The organism is Pseudoalteromonas sp. N1230-9 (assembly GCF_032716425.1).
Lineage (GTDB): Bacteria > Pseudomonadota > Gammaproteobacteria > Enterobacterales > Alteromonadaceae > Pseudoalteromonas.
The window spans coordinates 194,622-213,174 of the sequence record NZ_CP090419.1 but is presented as its reverse complement, the minus strand read 5'-3'; the positions used below and the strand labels follow the sequence as shown (position 1 = coordinate 213,174).

The following is an 18,553-nucleotide window of genomic DNA, read 5'->3' as shown; positions in this document are numbered from 1 at the left end:
TGTAAAAATCGTTATACTTATCTTAACTTCACCTCTATTCAATAAGGAAATCGCAATGGGATGGCGCACGTGGCTAGCTGTCGCTAGTTTATTTTCTGTACCTGTTATGGCGCAGACAGAAGAAACAAAAACCAATGAACAAGATGACGCGCTCGAATTAGTAAAACAATGTATTTTAAATGAAGCGATTGGTGGTGACGGTAAACAAACGCTCGAAGAGCTTCGAAAAAAATGCTCTGATTTAGATGAAAGTAAAAAACTTACAGCACTTGATAAACGAAAAGCACGCGAAGAAGTAAGTAAAAAAAACCGCAATGTAATCACGCCACATAAACGTAACTATATCTTGCCACTGTCTTACGTATCGCATCCAAATACTCGCCCTTTTGACGGTTTAAAAGATCTAGCAGAAGAAACAAATGGTGAGCCACTCGACAACCTCGAAGTAAAATATCAGCTGTCAATTAAGGTACCTATCTTTGAAGGCTTCTCAGATAAAGATCAAGGTGTGTACTTTGCGTTTACGATGCAGTCGTTTTGGCAATTTTACAACAAAGATATCTCTTCACCATTTCGTGAAACCAACTATGAGCCAGAGGTATTCTGGATAAACTACCTTGATGAAGAAAATGTCTTATGGGGAGATGAAATGGCAATTGCGATTGGTGCATCACATCAATCAAATGGCCGAAGCCAACCGAATTCTCGTTCATGGAATCGCATTTATGCAGACTTTTTATGGGAAAAAGATGGTTTTGTGTTTAGCTTTAAACCTTGGTACCGCATCCCAGAAGATGAAAAAGAAGATGAGCTAGAAGCCAGTGGTGATGACAACCCTGATATCTATAAATACATGGGGTACTTTGAGTTTTCTGGCGCTTATCGTTATAACGAACATGAATTCAGCTTTATGACACGCAATAATCTAAACTCAGATAATCGCGGGGCAATTCAACTCGATTGGTCTTTCCCTCTTTGGGGCAGATTACGAGGTTACGCACAGTACTTTAATGGTTATGGTGAGAGTTTGATTGATTACAACGCCGATATTGAACGCTTTGGCGTGGGTATTCTGTTAACTGACTTACTTTAAGTTTCATTTTTAGCTTGTATTAATTTAGTTGATTTTAAGTGAGAAGCAAAAAGCACTAAACAATTCTACGTTTAGTGCTTTTACATTTTAGCTTAGTTAACTATAAGTTAAGGGCATGCCCCCTGGATGCTCGCCATTGGATGGCCATGATGATCATAATAGTGGTGGGTACACGTGCCGCCACCTCCAGAAGTGCCTAATCTACCACCACCTCTTACAACTGGTATATTTCCCCAACCTAAAGGTGCACTTCCTGATCCTGCAGGAGTACCTATGGCACCACCTCCAGGGCTACTTATTGACTTTGGAAATTTTTTGTCAAACAACTCAGCTAAGCAGTTTGAAATTTGTGAAACAGAGAAATTAACTTGCTTCAATACGCCTAGAGATATACCGTCGAGTATGGTGGCATTTTTATTAAGTTCAATCCCGATAAATCCAGCACTATCTAAACTTAATTCATAGGCAACTTGATTTCGCGGATAGTTTACTGGCACGTCAGTATTTAGTGTAAAATTTTGAATGACAGTTCTATTTTCAGGGACATACTCCCAAGTCCCACCAACAGAAACACCTCCTGCGCTGACCCCAAAATTAACTCCAGTGAAGCGTGTCTTATGAAATGAGCGAGTATCTAATTGTTTTTGCCTTGCGTATTCTTGTGCACGGTTTTGAACATTCGCCATATTTCGTCCGTCAAGCATCGCATTCATAGCTTTAGCCTCAGGCGCATTATCACAAGTCGCATTTGTTGTGTTAGCAGTACTGTATGTATTGAATTTTAATTTTTCTGTACTACTTGGCATCGTCCCTTGATTAAAGTCAGCTGTAACTTGCGCTGCGATCTCATCTAGCTGAGCATATGTATCTAGTACGTCATTAATCAAAGTATCAACTGCTGTAGGGTAGCTACTCATATCTCTAAGTGTATTTGACATATTGTAACGCGGTGTACCTTGATTACTATGCTCATTATAAAAACCGAATATTTCACGGGTAGCTTGGTTAACCACTAATACTTTATTTGTTGTTGAATAGCATTGCTCTTCACTTCCAAATACAGGATTAGGATTTCTACCAACTTGCTGGCATACAAGTTTTGGCTTTAACTTTTTCGCAATTTCTTTAGCTTCTGAATAAGTACAGTCTTTACAGATCCTAGCCTTAAAATCCTGACTAAATGTTTTCCCTGACACGCTTAGCAAAACTAAGCAGATAATAAATTTATACATAATATCAATCCCTAGTTCAATGTATCCATAATCGGAACTTAAACTATAGCCAAGAAATCTAAGAGATCAACATAAAATCAACTAATGCTACATAACCACAACAAACACCCCTTCAAACTCTGCAACAACGTCGTTGCCATCAAATATAGTGACAGGCACTACATAACTGGTTTTGCCTTTTGTTTCCAGTTCGCTAAGGTTACCTTTACAAGTTTTCACATCAACACAACCTCGAGGGTCGGTATTAAGTGGTTTTAAGTATTTAATGTTAGCATCAGCTAACACGATATTTCCTTCAAGACCTGCTTCTTTCAGCGCAAGGTAAGTTGCTCCCCACCCTGTTAATGTAGCTAAACTATAAATAGAGCCAGCAAACATGGTGTTATGAAGGTTTAAGTTCGCATCTAAATCAGCGCGGGTAGTAAACTGCCAATCAGTATAACTTTCAACTTTAATACCCATCGCATCACTAATTGGAATTGATTCACGCCATGTATTTTGTAGTACTTGTGTCCAGTTTGGGTGGCGGAACCAGCCTGGTTCAGAAGGTTTTTGTTTAACCATTTTCCAGTGCTGTACGTCATCATAAGCTAAATGCGCTTTTTCTTTTAACTCATAGCCATGACGCTTATAGAAATCAAGAGCTCGCTCACGAGCAAACAACACGAGCTCATCGGCATCTTGAGTCCATGCGATTTTTTCTAATTCATGTAATAAACGGCTACCAATATGCTGATTGCGGTTACCTTCGGCTACCGCCATGTAACGTACTTGCGCTTGCTGATGATTATTAAAGTGAAGGCGTGCCACACCTAATACTTCACCATCATTATTTTTGATAAAGCGGTGCTCTGCGTCTTGTTCTAAATCATCCTGTTCAGAACCGCGCGGCTCGCCCCATGGCGCTCTTAAAACCTGCCAACGCAATGAATAATACGCTTGCCAATCTTCGCTGCTTTGTGGGGTGGTCACTTTAAACATAAATACTCCTGTGATAATTCAGCCATCTCATGTTGTTTTTTCGTGGCCTAACGAATGCAAATTACGATACGCTATCTTCCATCAAGTTGGAATAATACTTTGGTGACCTAGCCAAAATTATTATTCTTCGCTGTAAAAACTACTGCACAATTGGCACTTTAGCGAGGCTAGTCTATGCTGAAGTAATTGTCATACTTTATACATAAAAAGTTAAAGGCCCGAAATATGGAACATTTTTTTGAACCCAGTGGCGCGATAAAACAGTGTTTTATTGAAGATTGCCACAGGCTCGGGCAACTTATTTATTGGCACAAGCAAGGTAGAGAGTCTATTCAAGTAAGACAAATGAACCAGTTTCGCTGGCTGTTAATTAATGAAACATTACAATCTGTAGTCGAAAAGCGCCGCCCTGCACGATTACTTTTCCCTCACTTACAGTACCTTGCAAGGCTTTGGCAAGAGTTAGAAGAACCCAACAAAATACTCGAGCTGGGGTTAGGTGGAGGTGCTATCCGAAATTATTTACAGCATACCTACCCACAAAGCCACTTAACTTCTGTTGATAAAAACCCCGATATTATTCACTGCTACAAACGTTATTTTGGTGGTCATCATGATAATAATTTACGCTGTTTCGATGCTCAGCAGGTGTTAGAGCAAGGGCATGAGTATGATTGGATTATTTTAGATTTATTCAGTGAAGTAGATGCACCATTATTTTTATTTAAACATCAATTTTATGCCAAGTTACGTGCAGCAATGGCAAAAAATGGCTTACTATTCATCAACTTTTTATCTAACCACCCATCACAACTAAAACAACTTGAGCATTTACTCATCACTGAATTTGGTAAACGCCCAAGTATTGAAAAAATCCCTAACTACGTCAATCATATCGTCATGATCACAAAGTAATCATACTGATAGGTTAAACGTTACAGGGCCATCGTTGCGCAGGCTCACTTGCATGTCAGCTGCAAATTGCCCAGTCGCTACACGTAAACCAGCGTCTTTTGCTTGAGCGATAAAATACTCATATAACTCATTTGCCTGCGCTGGTGTGCCTGCACTTGAAAAGCTTGGACGCATGCCCTTTTTAGTGTCAGCCGCTAGCGTAAACTGCGAAACCACTAAAAGCTCTCCCTTGATATCATTCAAACTTAAGTTCATCTTTCCTTGTTCATCGGTAAAAATGCGGTAATTACTAACTTTATGTAAAAGCTTCTGAGCGCTTTGCTCAGAATCTTGTTTTTCCACACCTAATAGCAGCAAAATACCTTGTGAAATTTCACCCACTACTTCGCCTGCCACTTCAACTTTCGCTTGTGTAACTCTTTGAATTAAGCCTTGCATTGATCCCTCGATAACTTGATATACATTAAATCTGCGGCACGTCGCATTGCCGCCAAATATACCTGATTATCACTGCTGTGCCCAATGCCATCTAATATCAACAATTGCGCATTGAGCTGCTCTGCTAATTGCTGCACCGCACTGTAACGACACACCAAATCAGCTCGACCATGAATAAACCAAGTAGGAATATGTGCCAATATATCACTGTGTTTCGTAATATAGTGATCCTCAATAAAGCAACGATGACGAAAGTAGTGAACCATTAATCGTGCTTGATTCAGTGCTGAGTGGGGTTCAGATATACACCAGCTTGTACATGGCTCGGCGTGACATAAAACCTGCTCCCAATGACACCATCTTTTTGCATACTTATTAGCATTTATTTGGTCTTCACTACTAAGCTGGCATTGATAAAAATCTAATAGCTGCGACCAATCGTGTAGTTCTCCTGCAAATTCTCTATAGCTTTCTGGGTAAAATTGGGCGCCTGCACCTTGTTGTGAATACAACCATGCAAAATCACTTTCACAGGCTAAGAAACTAGCTCGTAAAAGCAGCCCTGCAACGGATTCAGGATGACTAATAGCATAAAGCAAAGCCAATGTTGCCCCCCAAGATTCACCACTAACAAGCCACTTTTTAACGCCAAGTTGGATACGTAAAAATTCAAGATCAGAGATCAAATCCTGTGTCGTATTCGCTTGCGTATCGTGAGGTGTAGAGTGACCGCATCCTCGCTGACTAAACATGATTACACGATAGCGCTGAAGATCAAAAAATCGGCAGTTTTCAGGACATAGTCCAGAACCAGGTCCCCCATGACAGACAACGACAGCAATGCCACTGGGCTCTCCGAATTCCTGAACATGAATTTGATGACCATCCCCTACACTCAGATGATAGTCGCGGTTAGCTACGTATTGTGGATGAAACTGCACCTCGTTCTCCTTAGGTGCAGTCAGTTTAGATATCTATATCAGGGGTGTCTTCAATATTTTCTGGGCTGATACAGACCGTAAACTCTGCACCGAGTAATACAACAATCCACGACAAATATACCCATACAAACAAAATAGGAATGGTCGCCAGGGCCCCATAAATAACTTCATAGGATGGGAAATGACTGATATACAGTGCAAAGCCTTTTTTAGTCAGCTCGAACAACATAGCTGCAAATAAAGCCCCTGGTATTGCCGCTCTAAATGGAACTCGTGTGTTAGGTACTAAAGTATAGAGCATAATAAAGCCCACCATAGAAATAACGTAAGGTAAAAGCTTTAATAGGAATCCACTAAAACCGGGGATTCCTTGATCAGCAAACGACACTAACGACACAATATAAGAGGTCACGCCAATACTTGCGCCCAATAACACAGGCCCTAAGCTTAAAACCATCCAATACACGGCAAAAGAAATCATCATCGGCCGCTTTTTCTTAATTCGCCAAATACGATTGAGAGTGGCATCGACATTTCTAATCAATAACAACGACACAGCAGCTAAAAAGCCGACCCCAACTGCCGTCATCTTATTTGCGTTACCAGCAAAAGAACTGATATGCTCCTTAATCACATCGGTCGATGTGGGAACTAAGTTAGTAAATAGAAAGTTTTCGATTGTCACTAAGGTACTCTCAAACCCAGGAAATGCTGAAAATATCGCTACGCCTACGGCAACAAGTGGCACAATCGATAGCAAGGTCACATACGCCAAATAGCCAGCATTAACCGTAATTTGATCATCGATACATCGCGTCAAATACTGCATCCACCAACTAGGTTGCTGCTTTAGGAAAATACTTATTTGCAGCTTATAACGACTGAGCTTCTCATCCATAGAATCAACTTTCTGCTAAAATGTTTTGATAATCATAGCAATCCGCCACATAATTTGAAATGACAGGCATCCAAAAAGGGAACTCAATGAAAAAACTGACACTTTTAAGCGCACCACTATTTGCAGTTACCATGGCATTATCAGGCTGTCAGTCAGCTTATTATTCAGCCATGGAGTCTGTAGGTGTCCATAAGCGCGATATTTTAGTTGACCGTGTTGAAGAAACTAAAGAGTCTCAACAAGAGTCACAAGAAGAATTTCAATCAGCATTAGAGAGGCTGACCACATTAATCAACTTTGATGGTGGCGAACTACAAGATGCCTACAACCAACTCAATGATGATTATGAATCAAGCCTTGCAGCTGCGAATCAAGTAACCACCAACATCAACAAAGTTGAAGATGTAGCCGAAGCGCTATTCGATGAATGGAGCGATGAGCTTGAACAATATAAAAGCGCTTCTCTAAAGCGTGAAAGCAGCAAAAAGCTTAATGCAACCAAGCGCCAATTTGACCAACTGTTACGCTCAATGCGCAGTGCTGAGAGTAAAATGGAGCCTGTATTAACATCGCTTCACGATAACGTGCTGTATCTAAAACATAATCTTAATGCACAAGCTGTAACAGCTATCAAAGGCGAGTTTACGAATCTAAAACGCGACATCAAAATTTTAATGGATGACATGAATAAGTCGATTGAAGACTCAAATAAATTCATTGAGCAAATGAATAAAGCAAGCTAGTCATCTTACGCACATTTCACTAAGCCTACTTAAACGTAGGCTTTTTTATGTAACCTCTTGTTACTTTTTAATGATTTATCTTAAATCTTATTTTGCTAAACTCATGGCAAAGAATAAAAAGTAAGCATGTTATGCATTTAAAAACACTTCCTACACTTATCGCCGCTGCACTTTTAGCAGCGTGTAGCAACTCTAACACTGTTGATGTTATTGCTGGCGAAGGTACGATTACCCCGTTAAAAACCGAAGGAGAGCAGGCAGGTCGTTACCATAACCTTTACCCCGGTGACAAAGAATACCCAACAACCTGCACCGACAATTGCTATGAAACGTCTGAACTGCTTGTATGCAACGACAGCAACTCACAATGCCACTATCAAGGCGAACAAATAGTACCTAAAGTCGATTCAGGCTTTACAGTTCGCTGGTTGGGTCATGCAGGCTTTTATATTCAATCACCCAGTGGTGAGCAGTTGTTGTTTGACCCCGTTAAGGATCAGTTTGACTCACCTGTAGACTTGGCCTTCAAACTCGCAGGCGGTATCTATCGCAAACCTGGTTTTTGGCCAACAAAAGTAGAGCTTGATGGCCTAGATGCGGTGATGTATTCACACATCCATTATGATCATTTTAACAAAGCGGATATAGAAGAAATTGGCAATGCTCCACGCTATTTAGTGCCTTTAGGATTTGCAGATAACTTTCCTACCGGTGGTTTTACTATCTCAGAGATGGCGTGGTACGCAAGCACTAAAATTAATGATTTAACGATTCATGCCGTGCCAGCTCACCACTTTAGCAGCCGTATCTTAGTGCCTTTTATTTATGAAGATCACAATAAAGATTTATGGAATGGTTGGTTACTCGAACAAAACGGAAAAACCTTATTTTTCGCTGGCGATACCGGTTACTCAAAACATTTTCAGGATATTAAACAAAAATACGGCGAAATTGATGTGTGTTTGATGCCGATAGCGTCCTATTTCCACCAAGAAAGCGGCAAGTGGTATCGCTATGTACACACAACACCTGAAGATGCGTTAAATGCAGCTGAGGAGCTAAGCTGTAAAGTGATGATCCCATGGGGGTATGGTAACTCAAGCTGGCAAATGGGCGACCATTCTAGTCACTCTGCATTACTGCGATTACTGCACATGCAAAAGGCCATGAGCAGCCAAGTTCCTCTATACATATTGAATGAAGGTGAGCAAGTGTCACTGTAGTAAGATCTTGCCCCTATCAATCTAGCACACTAAAGCGGTTAGACTTTCGTCTCTTTTATTAAACTATGAAGTAAGTCTAATCGTTTATGTAATTGTTTATCTGCATAGTATTGGGCAGTACTTACATTAAAAATCATTAGTAAAATAAAGTAGAAAACAGGCTGGTCAATCGTTTCAGGAAAGAAGTATTGCACAACTAAAAGCGTGAAAATAAAACTTGCATACTTACTGATAATAGACCACCACTTAGGCCTGAGCGCATCTATTTTCTCATTGATGGATTCATTATGCTGCATCTGAGAAAAAGCAATTTGCGCGTCCACTTGATCCTTGTCCATTAAATCGATTCCTTTGTTTTTGTAGGCAGCCTTATTTTACAAGTTAAAGGTTGGAGCTAGAAGTTCTTTATTTTAAAGGCCTAAAAAAACCGCCGTATTTTTCAATACGGCGGTTTATATTTTTTTAAAACTAAAAGACGTTATTAGTCTTTAGCTTGACGGCTCGCACGTTTACGGTCACTTTCAGTTAAGTGACGTTTACGAATACGAATGCTCTCAGGTGTTACTTCCACTAACTCGTCATCATCGATGAACTCAATCGCTTGCTCAAGCGTGTAGTTTAGTGGTGGCGTTAATGTTTGCGCTTCATCAGTACCTGATGCACGAACGTTTGTAAGTTGCTTACCTTTAAGTGCGTTTACAGTTAGGTCGTTATCACGGCTATGGATACCAATAACCATACCTTCGTAAACTTCAACACCGTGACCGATAAATAGCTTACCACGGTCTTGTAAGTTGAATAACGCGTTAGTAAGTGCTTTACCCGTTGCGTTCGCAATCATTACACCATTCTTACGTGCACCAATAGTACCGCCTTTATGTGGACCATAGTGATCGAATGTATGGTAAAGAAGACCAGAACCAGAGGTTAATGTCATAAATTCAGTTTGGAAACCAATTAAGCCACGGCTTGGGATCATAAAGTCCATACGTACACGGCCTTTACCATCTGGAGACATGTCTGTTAGTTCACCTTTACGAAGACCAATTTGCTCCATGATAGAACCTTGGTGCTCTTCTTGACAGTCGATTGTAAGAGTTTCGTATGGCTCTTCTTTTTGACCATCAACTTCACGTAAAATTACTTGTGGACGAGATACAGCAAGCTCGTAACCTTCACGACGCATGTTCTCGATTAAGATACCTAAGTGTAATTCACCACGACCAGAAACACGGAAGCTATCAGGGTTGTCAGTTTCTTCAACACGTAGCGCAACGTTGTGAACAAGCTCAGCTTGTAAACGCTCAAGGATGTTACGTGAAGTTACGAATTTACCTTCTTTACCAGCAAATGGTGATGTATTTACAGAGAACGTCATTGTTACTGTAGGCTCATCAACGCTTAGTGGTGGTAATGCTTCAACGGTATTTACATCACAGATAGTGTCTGAAATTTTTAACTCGCCAAGACCTGTGATAGCAATGATGTCACCCGCGCCGGCAGATTCTGCTTCGTGACGCTCAAGACCTAAGTAACTCATTACTTGGCCAACTTTACCGTTACGCTTAGTACCGTCTGCACTAACAATCGTTACTTGTTGGTTAGGACGAACAGTACCACGCTTGATACGACCTACACCGATAACACCGATGTATGAGTTGTAGTCAAGCTGAGAAATTTGCATTTGAAGAGCACCTTCAGGATCTGCATCCGGTGGAGATACTTCGTCAACGATCATCTGGAACATAGGTTCCATGTTGTCAGATGGCGTGTCTAAATCCATTGTTGCCCAGCCGTTGATAGCTGATGCATAGATTACTTTAAAGTCTAACTGTTCGTCAGTTGCACCTAGGTTATCGAATAAATCGAAAACTTGGTCCATAACCCAGTCAGGACGTGCACCTGGTTTGTCGATTTTGTTGATAACAACAATCGGCGTTAAACCTTGTGCGAATGCTTTTTGCGTTACGAAACGCGTTTGTGGCATTGGACCTTCTTGAGCATCAACAAGTAGTAATACTGAGTCAGCCATCGAAAGTACGCGTTCTACTTCACCACCGAAGTCGGCGTGTCCTGGGGTATCTACGATATTGATATGGTAGTCATTCCAAGAGATAGCTGTATTTTTAGCTAAAATGGTAATACCACGCTCTTTCTCAATGTCGTTTGAGTCCATTACGCGCTCTTCGTTACCGCCGCGCGTTTCTAATGTGCCTGATTGCTCAAGCAGTTTATCAACCAAAGTTGTTTTACCGTGGTCAACGTGGGCGATAATCGCTATATTTCTTAACTTTTCGATGCTCATATTTTTTCTCAGAGAAATTGAATCTCATTGATCCTGCAAGATCTACGCACTCATCTGAGTTTTCACCAGATGTCCCAGCATAGGATTTAAAAGGGCGCATATTATCCCTTAATAATGGCATGGATGAAAGTTTATCCAATATAAATTTATAAACTTTCTTCAGGCTTTTTCTAAGTATCTGTTTTATAAATGACAAATTTATGAAATTTATTCATTTCAAATAGTAAAAACTGGCGATATTCTGAGTAATGAGCCATATTTTGAGAGTAAATTAAGCGCAGAGTTCAACGATTAGGTATGTTCAATTTCTGTGCATTTGGCATCGTGAAAAAGCAATGCACCACAATGAAACTTTTACGCACCAAAATTGTGCAAAAAGTTTTAACAAAACCCTATTCTATTTTTTTTTATAAGCCTAAACAACATGTTAAAAATATGGCATGAAATCAGCTTATATAAAACAAAAGCAATAATGCAGCAAAAATAAAACCCAACAATTGGAGGACACATGTCACAATCGGTTTTAGATTTTATCAAAGAAAATGACGTTAAGTTCATTGATTTACGCTTTACTGATACCAAAGGTAAAGAACAGCATGTTTCTATTCCTCATCACCAAATTGATGAAGAGTTCTTTGAAGATGGCAAAATGTTTGACGGTTCTTCAATTGCTGGCTGGAAAGGCATCAATGAATCAGACATGGTACTAATGCCTGTACCTGAGTCTGCTAAAATGGACCCATTTTCTGAAGAAGCTACTTTAATCGTACGTTGTGACGTTGTTGAGCCTTCAACACTTCAAGGTTACGAGCGTGATCCACGCTCTGTTGCAAAGCGCGCTGAAGAATACATGCGTTCAACAGGTATCGCTGACACTGTTTTATTCGGCCCAGAGCCAGAGTTCTTCCTATTTGATGATGTAAAATACAAATCAGACATGTCTGGTTCTATGTACAAAATTGATGATATCGAAGCTGCATGGAACTCAGATAAAGACTACGAAGGTGGCAATAAAGGCCATCGTCCAGGTGTTAAAGGTGGCTACTTCCCATGTTCACCTATTGATTCATCACACGACTGGCGTTCAGCTACATGTTTAGTTCTTGAAGAACTAGGCCAAGTTGTAGAAGCTCACCACCACGAAGTTGCAACTGCGGGTCAAAACGAAATCGCAACACGCTTCAATACCATGGTATTAAAAGCAGACGAAATCCAAGAGATGAAATATGTTATCCATAACATGGCTCACCTTTATGGTAAGACAGCAACCTTTATGCCTAAGCCACTTGTAGGTGATAACGGTTCTGGTATGCACTGTCACCAATCTTTAGGTAAAGATGGTGTAAACATCTTCGCTGGTGACAAATACGCGGGTCTTTCTGAAGAAGCACTTTACTACATCGGTGGTATCATCAAGCACGCTAAAGCAATCAACGCATTCGCTAACGCGTCAACTAACTCGTACAAACGTCTAGTACCAGGCTTCGAAGCACCAGTAATGCTTGCATACTCTGCACGTAACCGTTCTGCTTCAATCCGTATCCCTGTGGTACCGTCTGCAAAAGCACGTCGTATCGAGGTACGTTTCCCTGATCCAACAGCTAACCCATACCTAGCATTCTCAGCAATGCTTATGGCTGGCCTTGACGGTATCAAAAACAAGATCCACCCTGGCGACGCTATGGATAAAGATTTATACGACTTACCAGCTGAAGAAGCTGCTGAGATCCCACAAGTTGCCTCTTCACTGAGCGAAGCACTTGCTTCTTTAGACGCTGACCGTGAGTTCTTAACCCAAGGTGGTGTATTCACTGACGATCTAATCGATGCATACATCTCACTGAAGAACAAAGAAGTTGAAAAGCTTAACATGACAACTCACCCAGTTGAGTTTGAAATGTACTACAGCGTGTAATTACGCTGTAGCAGAATTATCTATATCAGATAATAAATGTGTGTTCTCAAGCCCGCTTTGCGGGCTTTTTTAATGGTAATTCGACGTATTCTCCTCTACAGTTTTAAATAGATTAAGAAATGCAGGGTTGCAGAGTGAAAAGCATAACTTTATTGTTAGCAGTACTAACTTTTGTTAGTACTTTTAGTCATGGTACCGCTCAGAAGAAAGTGTATTCGTGGAAGGATAGAAATGGTGTTTTAGTCTTTTCTGATACACCACGTCCAGGCGCAACTGAAGTAAAGCTAAATACGCAAAATCTCACTATGCCAGCAACCGATACGAGCATTCTAGATAGCAGCCCTAACGTTACACCGGTTAATTTTAAAGTGACAATAGCCTCACCTGAAAATGAAGCCACCGTTAGAGAGAATACCGGTTCCGTTTATGTAACGACTCGTATTAGCCCACGCTTTGCAACAGGCTTTAAGGTACAACTCTTTGTTGATGGCACTCCTTTAGGTGTTGCCAGTAGCAGTACAACCTTTGCACTTAGAGAAGTCAATCGAGGCGAACACACACTGCAAGCTAAGCTTTTTAATGAGAACAATAAACTCGTTTCGGTTAGCCCAGTAAGCACCTTTTTTATGCATCGAGCATCTGTATTAAACGGCAATTAACTTTTTATAATAGATACCTCACAATGCAGAATGGCTGTGCTAAGCTATGCTTAATCGCAACGCACTAAAATGGTGCAAACATGCTCAGTAATACTCCCTTCGACTCAGAAATACTCGACAGTATCTGGAAAAATTTAAGTACTGCAGTTATCTTGCTCGACCGAAACTTCAAACTGGTTTATGCAAATGACAGTGCAAGTGAGCTTTTAGGTTTAGGCCCAAAACGTATTATCAACCAACCATTCGATAATCTATTTAACTATCACTCAATTGATTTAAAACGTATCGCCCAGTACTCGTTGTTCGATGGTGTTGATTGCCACCAGCATAGAGCTGACGTGGTGTTCATCGATTCTCGTCATGCTAAATTAACAATCAGTACGCGACGGCTCAGCAGCAAAAATGAAAACTACATTTTGTTTGAATGCCGCCAAATGGACGATGAAATTCGTCATGATCAAGCCTCCAATCAAATGCATCAATATCAAGCTGCGCGTAATTTAATACGCGGTTTAGCGCACGAAATAAAAAATCCGTTAGGTGGAATTCGCGGAGCGGCGCAATTATTGCAGTACGAGGTTGATCAGCAAGAACGAGATCAATGTGCAGAGCTTATTATTGAGCAAGCAGACAGATTGCGAGAGCTAGTCGACCGATTACTTGGTCCGAATCAGTTGCCACACAAATCCTATGGCAATATTCACCAAGCACTTGAGTCAGTAATCAAGCTAAGCATGCTAGATAATAGTGCGAATATCACCCTAGTAAAAGACTATGATCCGAGCATACCTAATGTGTATATCGATCAAAGTAAAATTCAGCAGGTGGTGTTGAACATTATTCGTAATGCCCAACAGGCTCTCGTTGATGGTGGTGAAATTAGAATAAAAACCCGTATTAACCACCAGCATAGACGTCCTGGTAAAGCGCCGAAAAAAACCTTGCTGATCCAAATTTCGGATAATGGTCCAGGTATAGATAAGAATCTAAAAGAAACTTTGTTCTATCCAATGATCACCAATAAAGAAAATGGTTCAGGGCTTGGTTTATCCATCGCGCAAACCTTGGTTGACCAACATGACGGACACATAGACTGTGACAGTTGGCCTGGTCATACAGAATTTAATATCTATTTGCCTTTTACGGATTAATGGTTTTTTGGAGTAATCATGAAAACAGTCTGGTTAGTTGATGATGATGCCTCAATACGCTTTGTATTAGAAAAAGCGCTGGCAAGAGCAGGATTTGAAACCCAAAGCTATGCAAATGCACAAGATGTACTTAATGCATTAAAATTTAGCCAGCCCACAGTGCTCGTCTCTGACGTGCGTATGCCAGGTATGGACGGCATGGCATTGCTAGAAACAATTGCTGATCAAAATCCTGGCTTACCTGTGATCATCATGACTGCCCACTCAGATCTCGACTCAGCAGTTAATGCGTTTCAAAAGGGGGCTTTTGAGTATCTTGCCAAACCGTTTGATTTAGATGAAGCCGTAGCATTGGTAGAAAGCGCATGTCGTGCTAACTCAACAAAAAAAACCAAACGTAAATTAGCACCGCAAACCAATGCGCATATCATAGGTGAAGCACCTGCTATGCAAGAGGTGTTTCGTGCGATTGGTAAATTATCAGCTTCAAGTATGAGTGTGTTAATCAATGGCGAATCGGGTACAGGTAAGGAGCTTGTCGCCAGCGCCTTACACAACCATAGCCCACGCAAAGAAAACCAGTTTATCGCCCTTAATATGGCTGCCATTCCTAAAGAATTAGTGGAGTCAGAGTTATTCGGCCATGAAAAAGGCGCATTCACAGGAGCTGACAGCATTCGTAAAGGCCGCTTTGAACAGGCAAATGGCGGCACATTATTTTTAGACGAAATTGGTGATATGCCACTTGATGTGCAAACTCGCTTATTACGTGTACTCGCCGATGGTGAATTTTACCGTGTTGGCGGTCATCAAAGCATTAAGGTCGATGTACGAATCATCGCCGCCACCCACCAAAACCTTGAAGACTTGGTAAAACAAGGAAAGTTTCGTGACGACTTATTCCATCGTTTAAACGTGGTGCGTTTACGCCTACCCGCCCTGCGTGAACGTACCGAAGATATTGAGCGCCTCGCACAACATTTTTTACATAAAAGTGCTAAAGAACTGCAAGTCGAAAGCAAAATATTAAGCCCTAAAGCCACTGAGCAATTACGCCTATTCAATTGGCCTGGCAATGTTCGCCAACTAGAGAATACCTGCCGTTGGTTAACTGTTATGGCGCCAGGTGAGCTTATCAGCGAGCAAGATTTACCTCCCGAAATTATTGCCGCAGCCCCTACAGAGCATGAAGGCGACTGGCTAGATGCATTTCAACAATGGCTTAATCTTGAACTTAAACAAGGTAAAGAGAATATTTGGCCTGCCATTCAAGCACAATTAGAAACTCGCTTAATTAAAACCGCACTAGCAAACTGTGCAGGCCACAAACAAGAAGCAGCCATCAAAATTGGTTGGGGGCGTAATACATTGACCCGCAAGCTAAAAGAGCGCAATATTAGCTAAATTTCACACTATGAACACAGTGAATCAATGAAGTTAATCGAGCATATTCCGCTTATTAAACAAATGGAAATTATTAACAGGCTGTCGTTTTTTAGAGAGTTTTCTCTTAGTGAACGACAGGTGTTATTAGAATCGTTTAGTCACTTATATTTAGTACAACAAGGCCGTGCGGTTTTTAAACAATTTGATAATGACAAACGTCTTTATATTGTACTAAGTGGCTCTCTTACCGTGTTTAAGCAAAGCCATTTAGTTGAGCTAGGCAGTATAGAGCCTGGTGAATTTATTGGTGAAGGCGCGTTTATCAATAACCGTGAACGAAGTACCAGTGCGCGGGCTAAGATCGATACTATCGTACTTGCAATCACACCAGAAGCGCTTACTCGCCTACCAAACGTAATACGTGAGAAAATAAAAGATCGTATCATCGAAGGAATGAGTGAACGCATCATTAAGCTCAGTAATTATTTAGAGTCACGCGGCTAATCCATATACACAATTTGTAACGAGCAATTCAGCCAGCTTGGTTCATTAACCCGTGCAGTAAACCAATAGGTGTCTGAGGGCTTTTCACCAAATGGGGTGTTAATAAAAGGCTGAGAATGCGCATACGTTTGCGAGTAATTTTTATAGTAAATAACTAGGTAACCGTATAAATACTCCCAGTTGAGCACCACTTTCGTACCGCTTCTAAGTGTGAACTCTGCCTGTGTATCTGTGAATGTCACAACAAGATCATTGAACTTATCTTCATCACACCCCGTTGTTAAAACGCGACTAGGCATTGAAAACTCGCCTTGCTCACTTGGCTCTTTCAAGTAAAAGCCGATGTTACCATTTTTGTAAACATGATTTGCTTCAGTGATGTATTTAATAACGGGTTGATAGCCAAGCTGCAGCATAATGTCACCTAGTTGCTCTGCTTCATGAGTCAGTATTTTATCTTGCGAAAGCATGAGTGTGGCTTCAGAGAACTCCCGTGGAATATCAAGCTGAACATACTCGTAAGGCAAACTTTGGTTGCGTAGTGCTAACTCTAATTGACTCTTTTTTTGTGCATCAAGATTTTCGGTGTAAACGTAGACCGTAGGTTGCTGGCAGCTAGCTAACAGAAACAGCATGCATAGTATATAAATCTTCTTCATAGTGCTCCCCCACAAAGATTACAAATGTAATCTAAATGAGAAAACAATACAATTAATTTAAATATTTATTTAACCACTTATCAAAACTTTTTCGTGTGTATAAAATCTCTTTGAATAAACGATGGGTCTGGTATTCGAGTAGTTTTTCTTTATTACTTTCACCAAAAACCAGTTGACTGTGATTATCATTAAATCGTGAAATTAACGCGAAGCCTTGTTCTGACTTTTCGGGCTTAGCTTTGATTGCTTTTGTAAGCAAAGCTCGCACATCATCTGCGGCTAATAGTGACGAATCCTGTAACCCCATTAACTCTTTTCTTAGTGCTGTTCTTACGCCCATTACTACTTCTCCAGAACGAATTTAAAATGAAACGAGATTGCTTATAGCAATTAGTACACCAATTTAGAACGGGCGCAGTGTACCCAGCAAATGCTGCAATTTTTTTACTACTTTTGAAAAAATATCATTATTTTTCCGAAAGCAGTTTTAACCCTTTTAAGAAGTTAAAAATTTAATCTTGGTTCAATCCAGTGCTAGGCTTTATAATGGCTAGGATTAAATGACGAGAGACCAACATGAACGAAGATTTCATAGAAATTGAACTAGAAGAAGAGCCTATAGAGTTATGCAATTTGCTAAAAGTGCTCGACCTAGTCGAAACCGGAGGCCAGGCAAAAGCACTAATAGGTGAAGGTTATGTTGGAGTAAACCATGAAATTTGTACAATAAAACGGAAAAAATTATACAGTGGTGATGTGCTCGCTTTTGATGGTGAGTTGTTTCAATTAACATTAAGCGAAGATGCAACACCGAATCCTCGTCCACCAGAAACACCGAAAAAAGCGCAACCGGAAACGAGCGAAACGGCACCGAAAAAAACAAAACGCAAGCGTACTAAAAAACCAAAAGTAGACGAAAAAACAGGCCGTCGCCCTATTTCTTTTGGTTAACTAGAGCTTGCTTAGTTAACATAAATCACCTTTAATTGAATGCGATAATAACAACAATAAAAGGTGATTTATGACTCCTCCCGCTTGGCTTAAGCCACTTGCTTGGGCAGCTCTTGTTTGGAATCTTTTAGGCGTCATTGCATTTATAATGCAGCAATTAATCACGCCCGAAATGATTAACCAACTCCCACTTGAGCAACAAGCTGCATACCGTGATATCCCGCTCTGGTCAACGTCTGCCTTCGCGATAGCCGTATTTACAGCAAGCTTCGCGAGCATTTTATTGCTAGCAAAAAAAGCCCTTGCCAGAGAGCTCTTTTTAATCTCGTTTATCGCCGTATTAGTCCAGCAATATTATAATTTTGTGGTGATTGATAGCCTTGGTATGTTTGGCGTAAGCGCATTAGCAACGCCATTTTGTGTCATTATTATTGGCTTAGTACTTATGTTTGTCAGCCATATAGGCAAACAGAAACACTGGCTCGACTAAAGATACTTACTTATCTATAAAAACCTTACTTAGTTAACTGACCATTTATCTTTTTGCCCTTGAAATAAA

Annotated in this window: 20 protein-coding genes; 11 read left to right on the top strand and 9 right to left on the bottom strand. The window is 40.6% G+C overall.

Annotated features, from left to right (window positions below):
• Positions 1-106: 106 nt before the first annotated feature.
• On the top strand, positions 107-1,093 hold the full coding sequence (locus LY624_RS01060) for a phospholipase A (protein ID WP_371354397.1): 987 nt from the start codon (positions 107-109) through the stop codon (positions 1,091-1,093).
• A 107-nt stretch (positions 1,094-1,200) separates the two neighbouring features.
• Here LY624_RS01060 and LY624_RS01055 read toward each other — a convergent pair whose 3' ends face one another.
• Together LY624_RS01055 and LY624_RS01050 are read right to left on the bottom strand one after the other, a co-directional pair.
• Complete coding sequence (locus tag LY624_RS01055) at positions 1,201-2,325, bottom strand: hypothetical protein (RefSeq protein ID WP_341803672.1); 1,125 nt, start codon at positions 2,323-2,325, stop codon at positions 1,201-1,203.
• Positions 2,326-2,412: 87 nt separating this feature from the next.
• Positions 2,413-3,306, bottom strand: a complete 894-nt coding sequence (locus LY624_RS01050) for a bifunctional GNAT family N-acetyltransferase/hotdog fold thioesterase (protein ID WP_130151498.1) — start codon at positions 3,304-3,306, stop codon at positions 2,413-2,415.
• 225 nt (positions 3,307-3,531) lie between these two features.
• Between LY624_RS01050 and LY624_RS01045 the strand changes: the two genes are divergently transcribed.
• Positions 3,532-4,221 carry a spermidine synthase gene (locus LY624_RS01045; protein ID WP_130151497.1) on the top strand — a complete coding sequence of 230 codons (690 nt, stop codon included), beginning with the start codon at positions 3,532-3,534 and terminating at the stop codon, positions 4,219-4,221.
• Here LY624_RS01045 and dtd read toward each other — a convergent pair whose 3' ends face one another.
• From dtd to LY624_RS01030, 3 genes are read right to left on the bottom strand one after another with little or no spacing between them, the layout of a single operon-like run.
• Positions 4,222-4,659 carry a D-aminoacyl-tRNA deacylase gene (gene dtd / locus LY624_RS01040; RefSeq protein WP_341803671.1) on the bottom strand — a complete coding sequence of 146 codons (438 nt, stop codon included), beginning with the start codon at positions 4,657-4,659 and terminating at the stop codon, positions 4,222-4,224.
• Positions 4,647-5,600: an alpha/beta fold hydrolase gene (locus LY624_RS01035; protein ID WP_341803670.1), complete on the bottom strand. Its 954-nt coding sequence runs from the start codon at positions 5,598-5,600 to the stop codon at positions 4,647-4,649. Before LY624_RS01035 ends, dtd begins: the two co-directional genes overlap by 13 nt.
• Positions 5,601-5,625: 25 nt before the next feature.
• Entirely contained in the window at positions 5,626-6,498 is an 873-nt protein-coding gene (locus tag LY624_RS01030; RefSeq protein WP_341803669.1) for a virulence factor BrkB family protein, read from the bottom strand.
• Between the two features lie 86 nt (positions 6,499-6,584).
• Between LY624_RS01030 and LY624_RS01025 the strand changes: the two genes are divergently transcribed.
• Positions 6,585-7,241: a DUF2959 domain-containing protein gene (locus LY624_RS01025; RefSeq protein WP_062568226.1), complete on the top strand. Its 657-nt coding sequence runs from the start codon at positions 6,585-6,587 to the stop codon at positions 7,239-7,241.
• Between the two features lie 131 nt (positions 7,242-7,372).
• Positions 7,373-8,464 (top strand): MBL fold metallo-hydrolase, encoded by a 1,092-nt coding sequence (locus LY624_RS01020; protein ID WP_130151493.1) that lies wholly within the window; start codon positions 7,373-7,375, stop codon positions 8,462-8,464.
• 38 nt (positions 8,465-8,502) lie between these two features.
• Here LY624_RS01020 and LY624_RS01015 read toward each other — a convergent pair whose 3' ends face one another.
• Both LY624_RS01015 and typA read right to left on the bottom strand, forming a co-directional pair.
• On the bottom strand, positions 8,503-8,802 hold the full coding sequence (locus LY624_RS01015) for a hypothetical protein (protein ID WP_130151492.1): 300 nt from the start codon (positions 8,800-8,802) through the stop codon (positions 8,503-8,505).
• 143 nt (positions 8,803-8,945) lie between these two features.
• Positions 8,946-10,769: a translational GTPase TypA gene (typA, locus tag LY624_RS01010; RefSeq protein WP_062568223.1), complete on the bottom strand. Its 1,824-nt coding sequence runs from the start codon at positions 10,767-10,769 to the stop codon at positions 8,946-8,948.
• Between the two features lie 508 nt (positions 10,770-11,277).
• Here typA and glnA point away from each other — a divergent pair.
• The 5 genes from glnA (at position 11,278) to LY624_RS00985 (ending at position 16,384) form a co-directional block, all read left to right on the top strand.
• On the top strand, positions 11,278-12,684 hold the full coding sequence (gene glnA / locus LY624_RS01005) for a glutamate--ammonia ligase (RefSeq protein WP_062568222.1): 1,407 nt from the start codon (positions 11,278-11,280) through the stop codon (positions 12,682-12,684).
• Between the two features lie 134 nt (positions 12,685-12,818).
• Positions 12,819-13,343, top strand: a complete 525-nt coding sequence (locus LY624_RS01000) for a DUF4124 domain-containing protein (protein ID WP_341803668.1) — start codon at positions 12,819-12,821, stop codon at positions 13,341-13,343.
• 80 nt (positions 13,344-13,423) lie between these two features.
• Entirely contained in the window at positions 13,424-14,494 is a 1,071-nt protein-coding gene (glnL, locus tag LY624_RS00995) for a nitrogen regulation protein NR(II) (protein ID WP_130151490.1), read from the top strand.
• Between the two features lie 18 nt (positions 14,495-14,512).
• Complete coding sequence (gene ntrC, locus LY624_RS00990) at positions 14,513-15,898, top strand: nitrogen regulation protein NR(I) (protein ID WP_341803667.1); 1,386 nt, start codon at positions 14,513-14,515, stop codon at positions 15,896-15,898.
• A 27-nt stretch (positions 15,899-15,925) separates the two neighbouring features.
• Positions 15,926-16,384, top strand: coding sequence for a cyclic nucleotide-binding domain-containing protein (locus tag LY624_RS00985; protein ID WP_062568218.1), 459 nt, complete (start codon positions 15,926-15,928; stop codon positions 16,382-16,384).
• Here the strand turns inward: LY624_RS00985 and LY624_RS00980 are convergent.
• Positions 16,381-17,043: a hypothetical protein gene (locus LY624_RS00980; protein WP_130151488.1), complete on the bottom strand. Its 663-nt coding sequence runs from the start codon at positions 17,041-17,043 to the stop codon at positions 16,381-16,383. The two genes, LY624_RS00985 and LY624_RS00980, sit on opposite strands and share 4 nt — an antisense overlap.
• Positions 17,044-17,095: 52 nt before the next feature.
• The gene (locus LY624_RS00975; RefSeq protein WP_130151487.1) at positions 17,096-17,383 is read right to left on the bottom strand and encodes a hypothetical protein; all 288 of its coding nucleotides are present in this window, start codon (positions 17,381-17,383) and stop codon (positions 17,096-17,098) included.
• A gap of 236 nt (positions 17,384-17,619) precedes the next feature.
• On the opposite strand from LY624_RS00975, the gene LY624_RS00970 reads away from it, so the two are divergent.
• Together LY624_RS00970 and LY624_RS00965 are read left to right on the top strand one after the other, a co-directional pair.
• Entirely contained in the window at positions 17,620-17,994 is a 375-nt protein-coding gene (locus tag LY624_RS00970) for an RNA-binding S4 domain-containing protein (RefSeq protein WP_341803666.1), read from the top strand.
• 70 nt (positions 17,995-18,064) lie between these two features.
• Positions 18,065-18,484 (top strand): hypothetical protein, encoded by a 420-nt coding sequence (locus LY624_RS00965; RefSeq protein WP_341803665.1) that lies wholly within the window; start codon positions 18,065-18,067, stop codon positions 18,482-18,484.
• Positions 18,485-18,553 lie beyond the last annotated feature (69 nt).

Excerpts from the sequence above, each read along its gene's own strand:
- LY624_RS01060 (WP_371354397.1), top strand. The coding sequence starts at position 107 with ATGGCGCAGACAGAAGAAACAAAAACCAATGAACAAGATGACGCGCTC.
- LY624_RS01055 (WP_341803672.1), bottom strand. The coding sequence starts at position 2,325 with ATGTATAAATTTATTATCTGCTTAGTTTTGCTAAGCGTGTCAGGGAAA.
- LY624_RS01050 (WP_130151498.1), bottom strand. The coding sequence starts at position 3,306 with ATGTTTAAAGTGACCACCCCACAAAGCAGCGAAGATTGGCAAGCGTAT.
- LY624_RS01045 (WP_130151497.1), top strand. The coding sequence starts at position 3,532 with ATGGAACATTTTTTTGAACCCAGTGGCGCGATAAAACAGTGTTTTATT.
- dtd (WP_341803671.1), bottom strand. The coding sequence starts at position 4,659 with ATGCAAGGCTTAATTCAAAGAGTTACACAAGCGAAAGTTGAAGTGGCA.
- LY624_RS01030 (WP_341803669.1), bottom strand. The coding sequence starts at position 6,498 with ATGGATGAGAAGCTCAGTCGTTATAAGCTGCAAATAAGTATTTTCCTA.
- LY624_RS01025 (WP_062568226.1), top strand. The coding sequence starts at position 6,585 with ATGAAAAAACTGACACTTTTAAGCGCACCACTATTTGCAGTTACCATG.
- LY624_RS01020 (WP_130151493.1), top strand. The coding sequence starts at position 7,373 with ATGCATTTAAAAACACTTCCTACACTTATCGCCGCTGCACTTTTAGCA.
- LY624_RS01015 (WP_130151492.1), bottom strand. The coding sequence starts at position 8,802 with ATGGACAAGGATCAAGTGGACGCGCAAATTGCTTTTTCTCAGATGCAG.
- typA (WP_062568223.1), bottom strand. The coding sequence starts at position 10,769 with ATGAGCATCGAAAAGTTAAGAAATATAGCGATTATCGCCCACGTTGAC.
- glnA (WP_062568222.1), top strand. The coding sequence starts at position 11,278 with ATGTCACAATCGGTTTTAGATTTTATCAAAGAAAATGACGTTAAGTTC.
- glnL (WP_130151490.1), top strand. The coding sequence starts at position 13,424 with ATGCTCAGTAATACTCCCTTCGACTCAGAAATACTCGACAGTATCTGG.
- ntrC (WP_341803667.1), top strand. The coding sequence starts at position 14,513 with ATGAAAACAGTCTGGTTAGTTGATGATGATGCCTCAATACGCTTTGTA.
- LY624_RS00985 (WP_062568218.1), top strand. The coding sequence starts at position 15,926 with ATGAAGTTAATCGAGCATATTCCGCTTATTAAACAAATGGAAATTATT.
- LY624_RS00980 (WP_130151488.1), bottom strand. The coding sequence starts at position 17,043 with ATGAAGAAGATTTATATACTATGCATGCTGTTTCTGTTAGCTAGCTGC.
- LY624_RS00975 (WP_130151487.1), bottom strand. The coding sequence starts at position 17,383 with ATGGGCGTAAGAACAGCACTAAGAAAAGAGTTAATGGGGTTACAGGAT.
- LY624_RS00970 (WP_341803666.1), top strand. The coding sequence starts at position 17,620 with ATGAACGAAGATTTCATAGAAATTGAACTAGAAGAAGAGCCTATAGAG.
- LY624_RS00965 (WP_341803665.1), top strand. The coding sequence starts at position 18,065 with ATGACTCCTCCCGCTTGGCTTAAGCCACTTGCTTGGGCAGCTCTTGTT.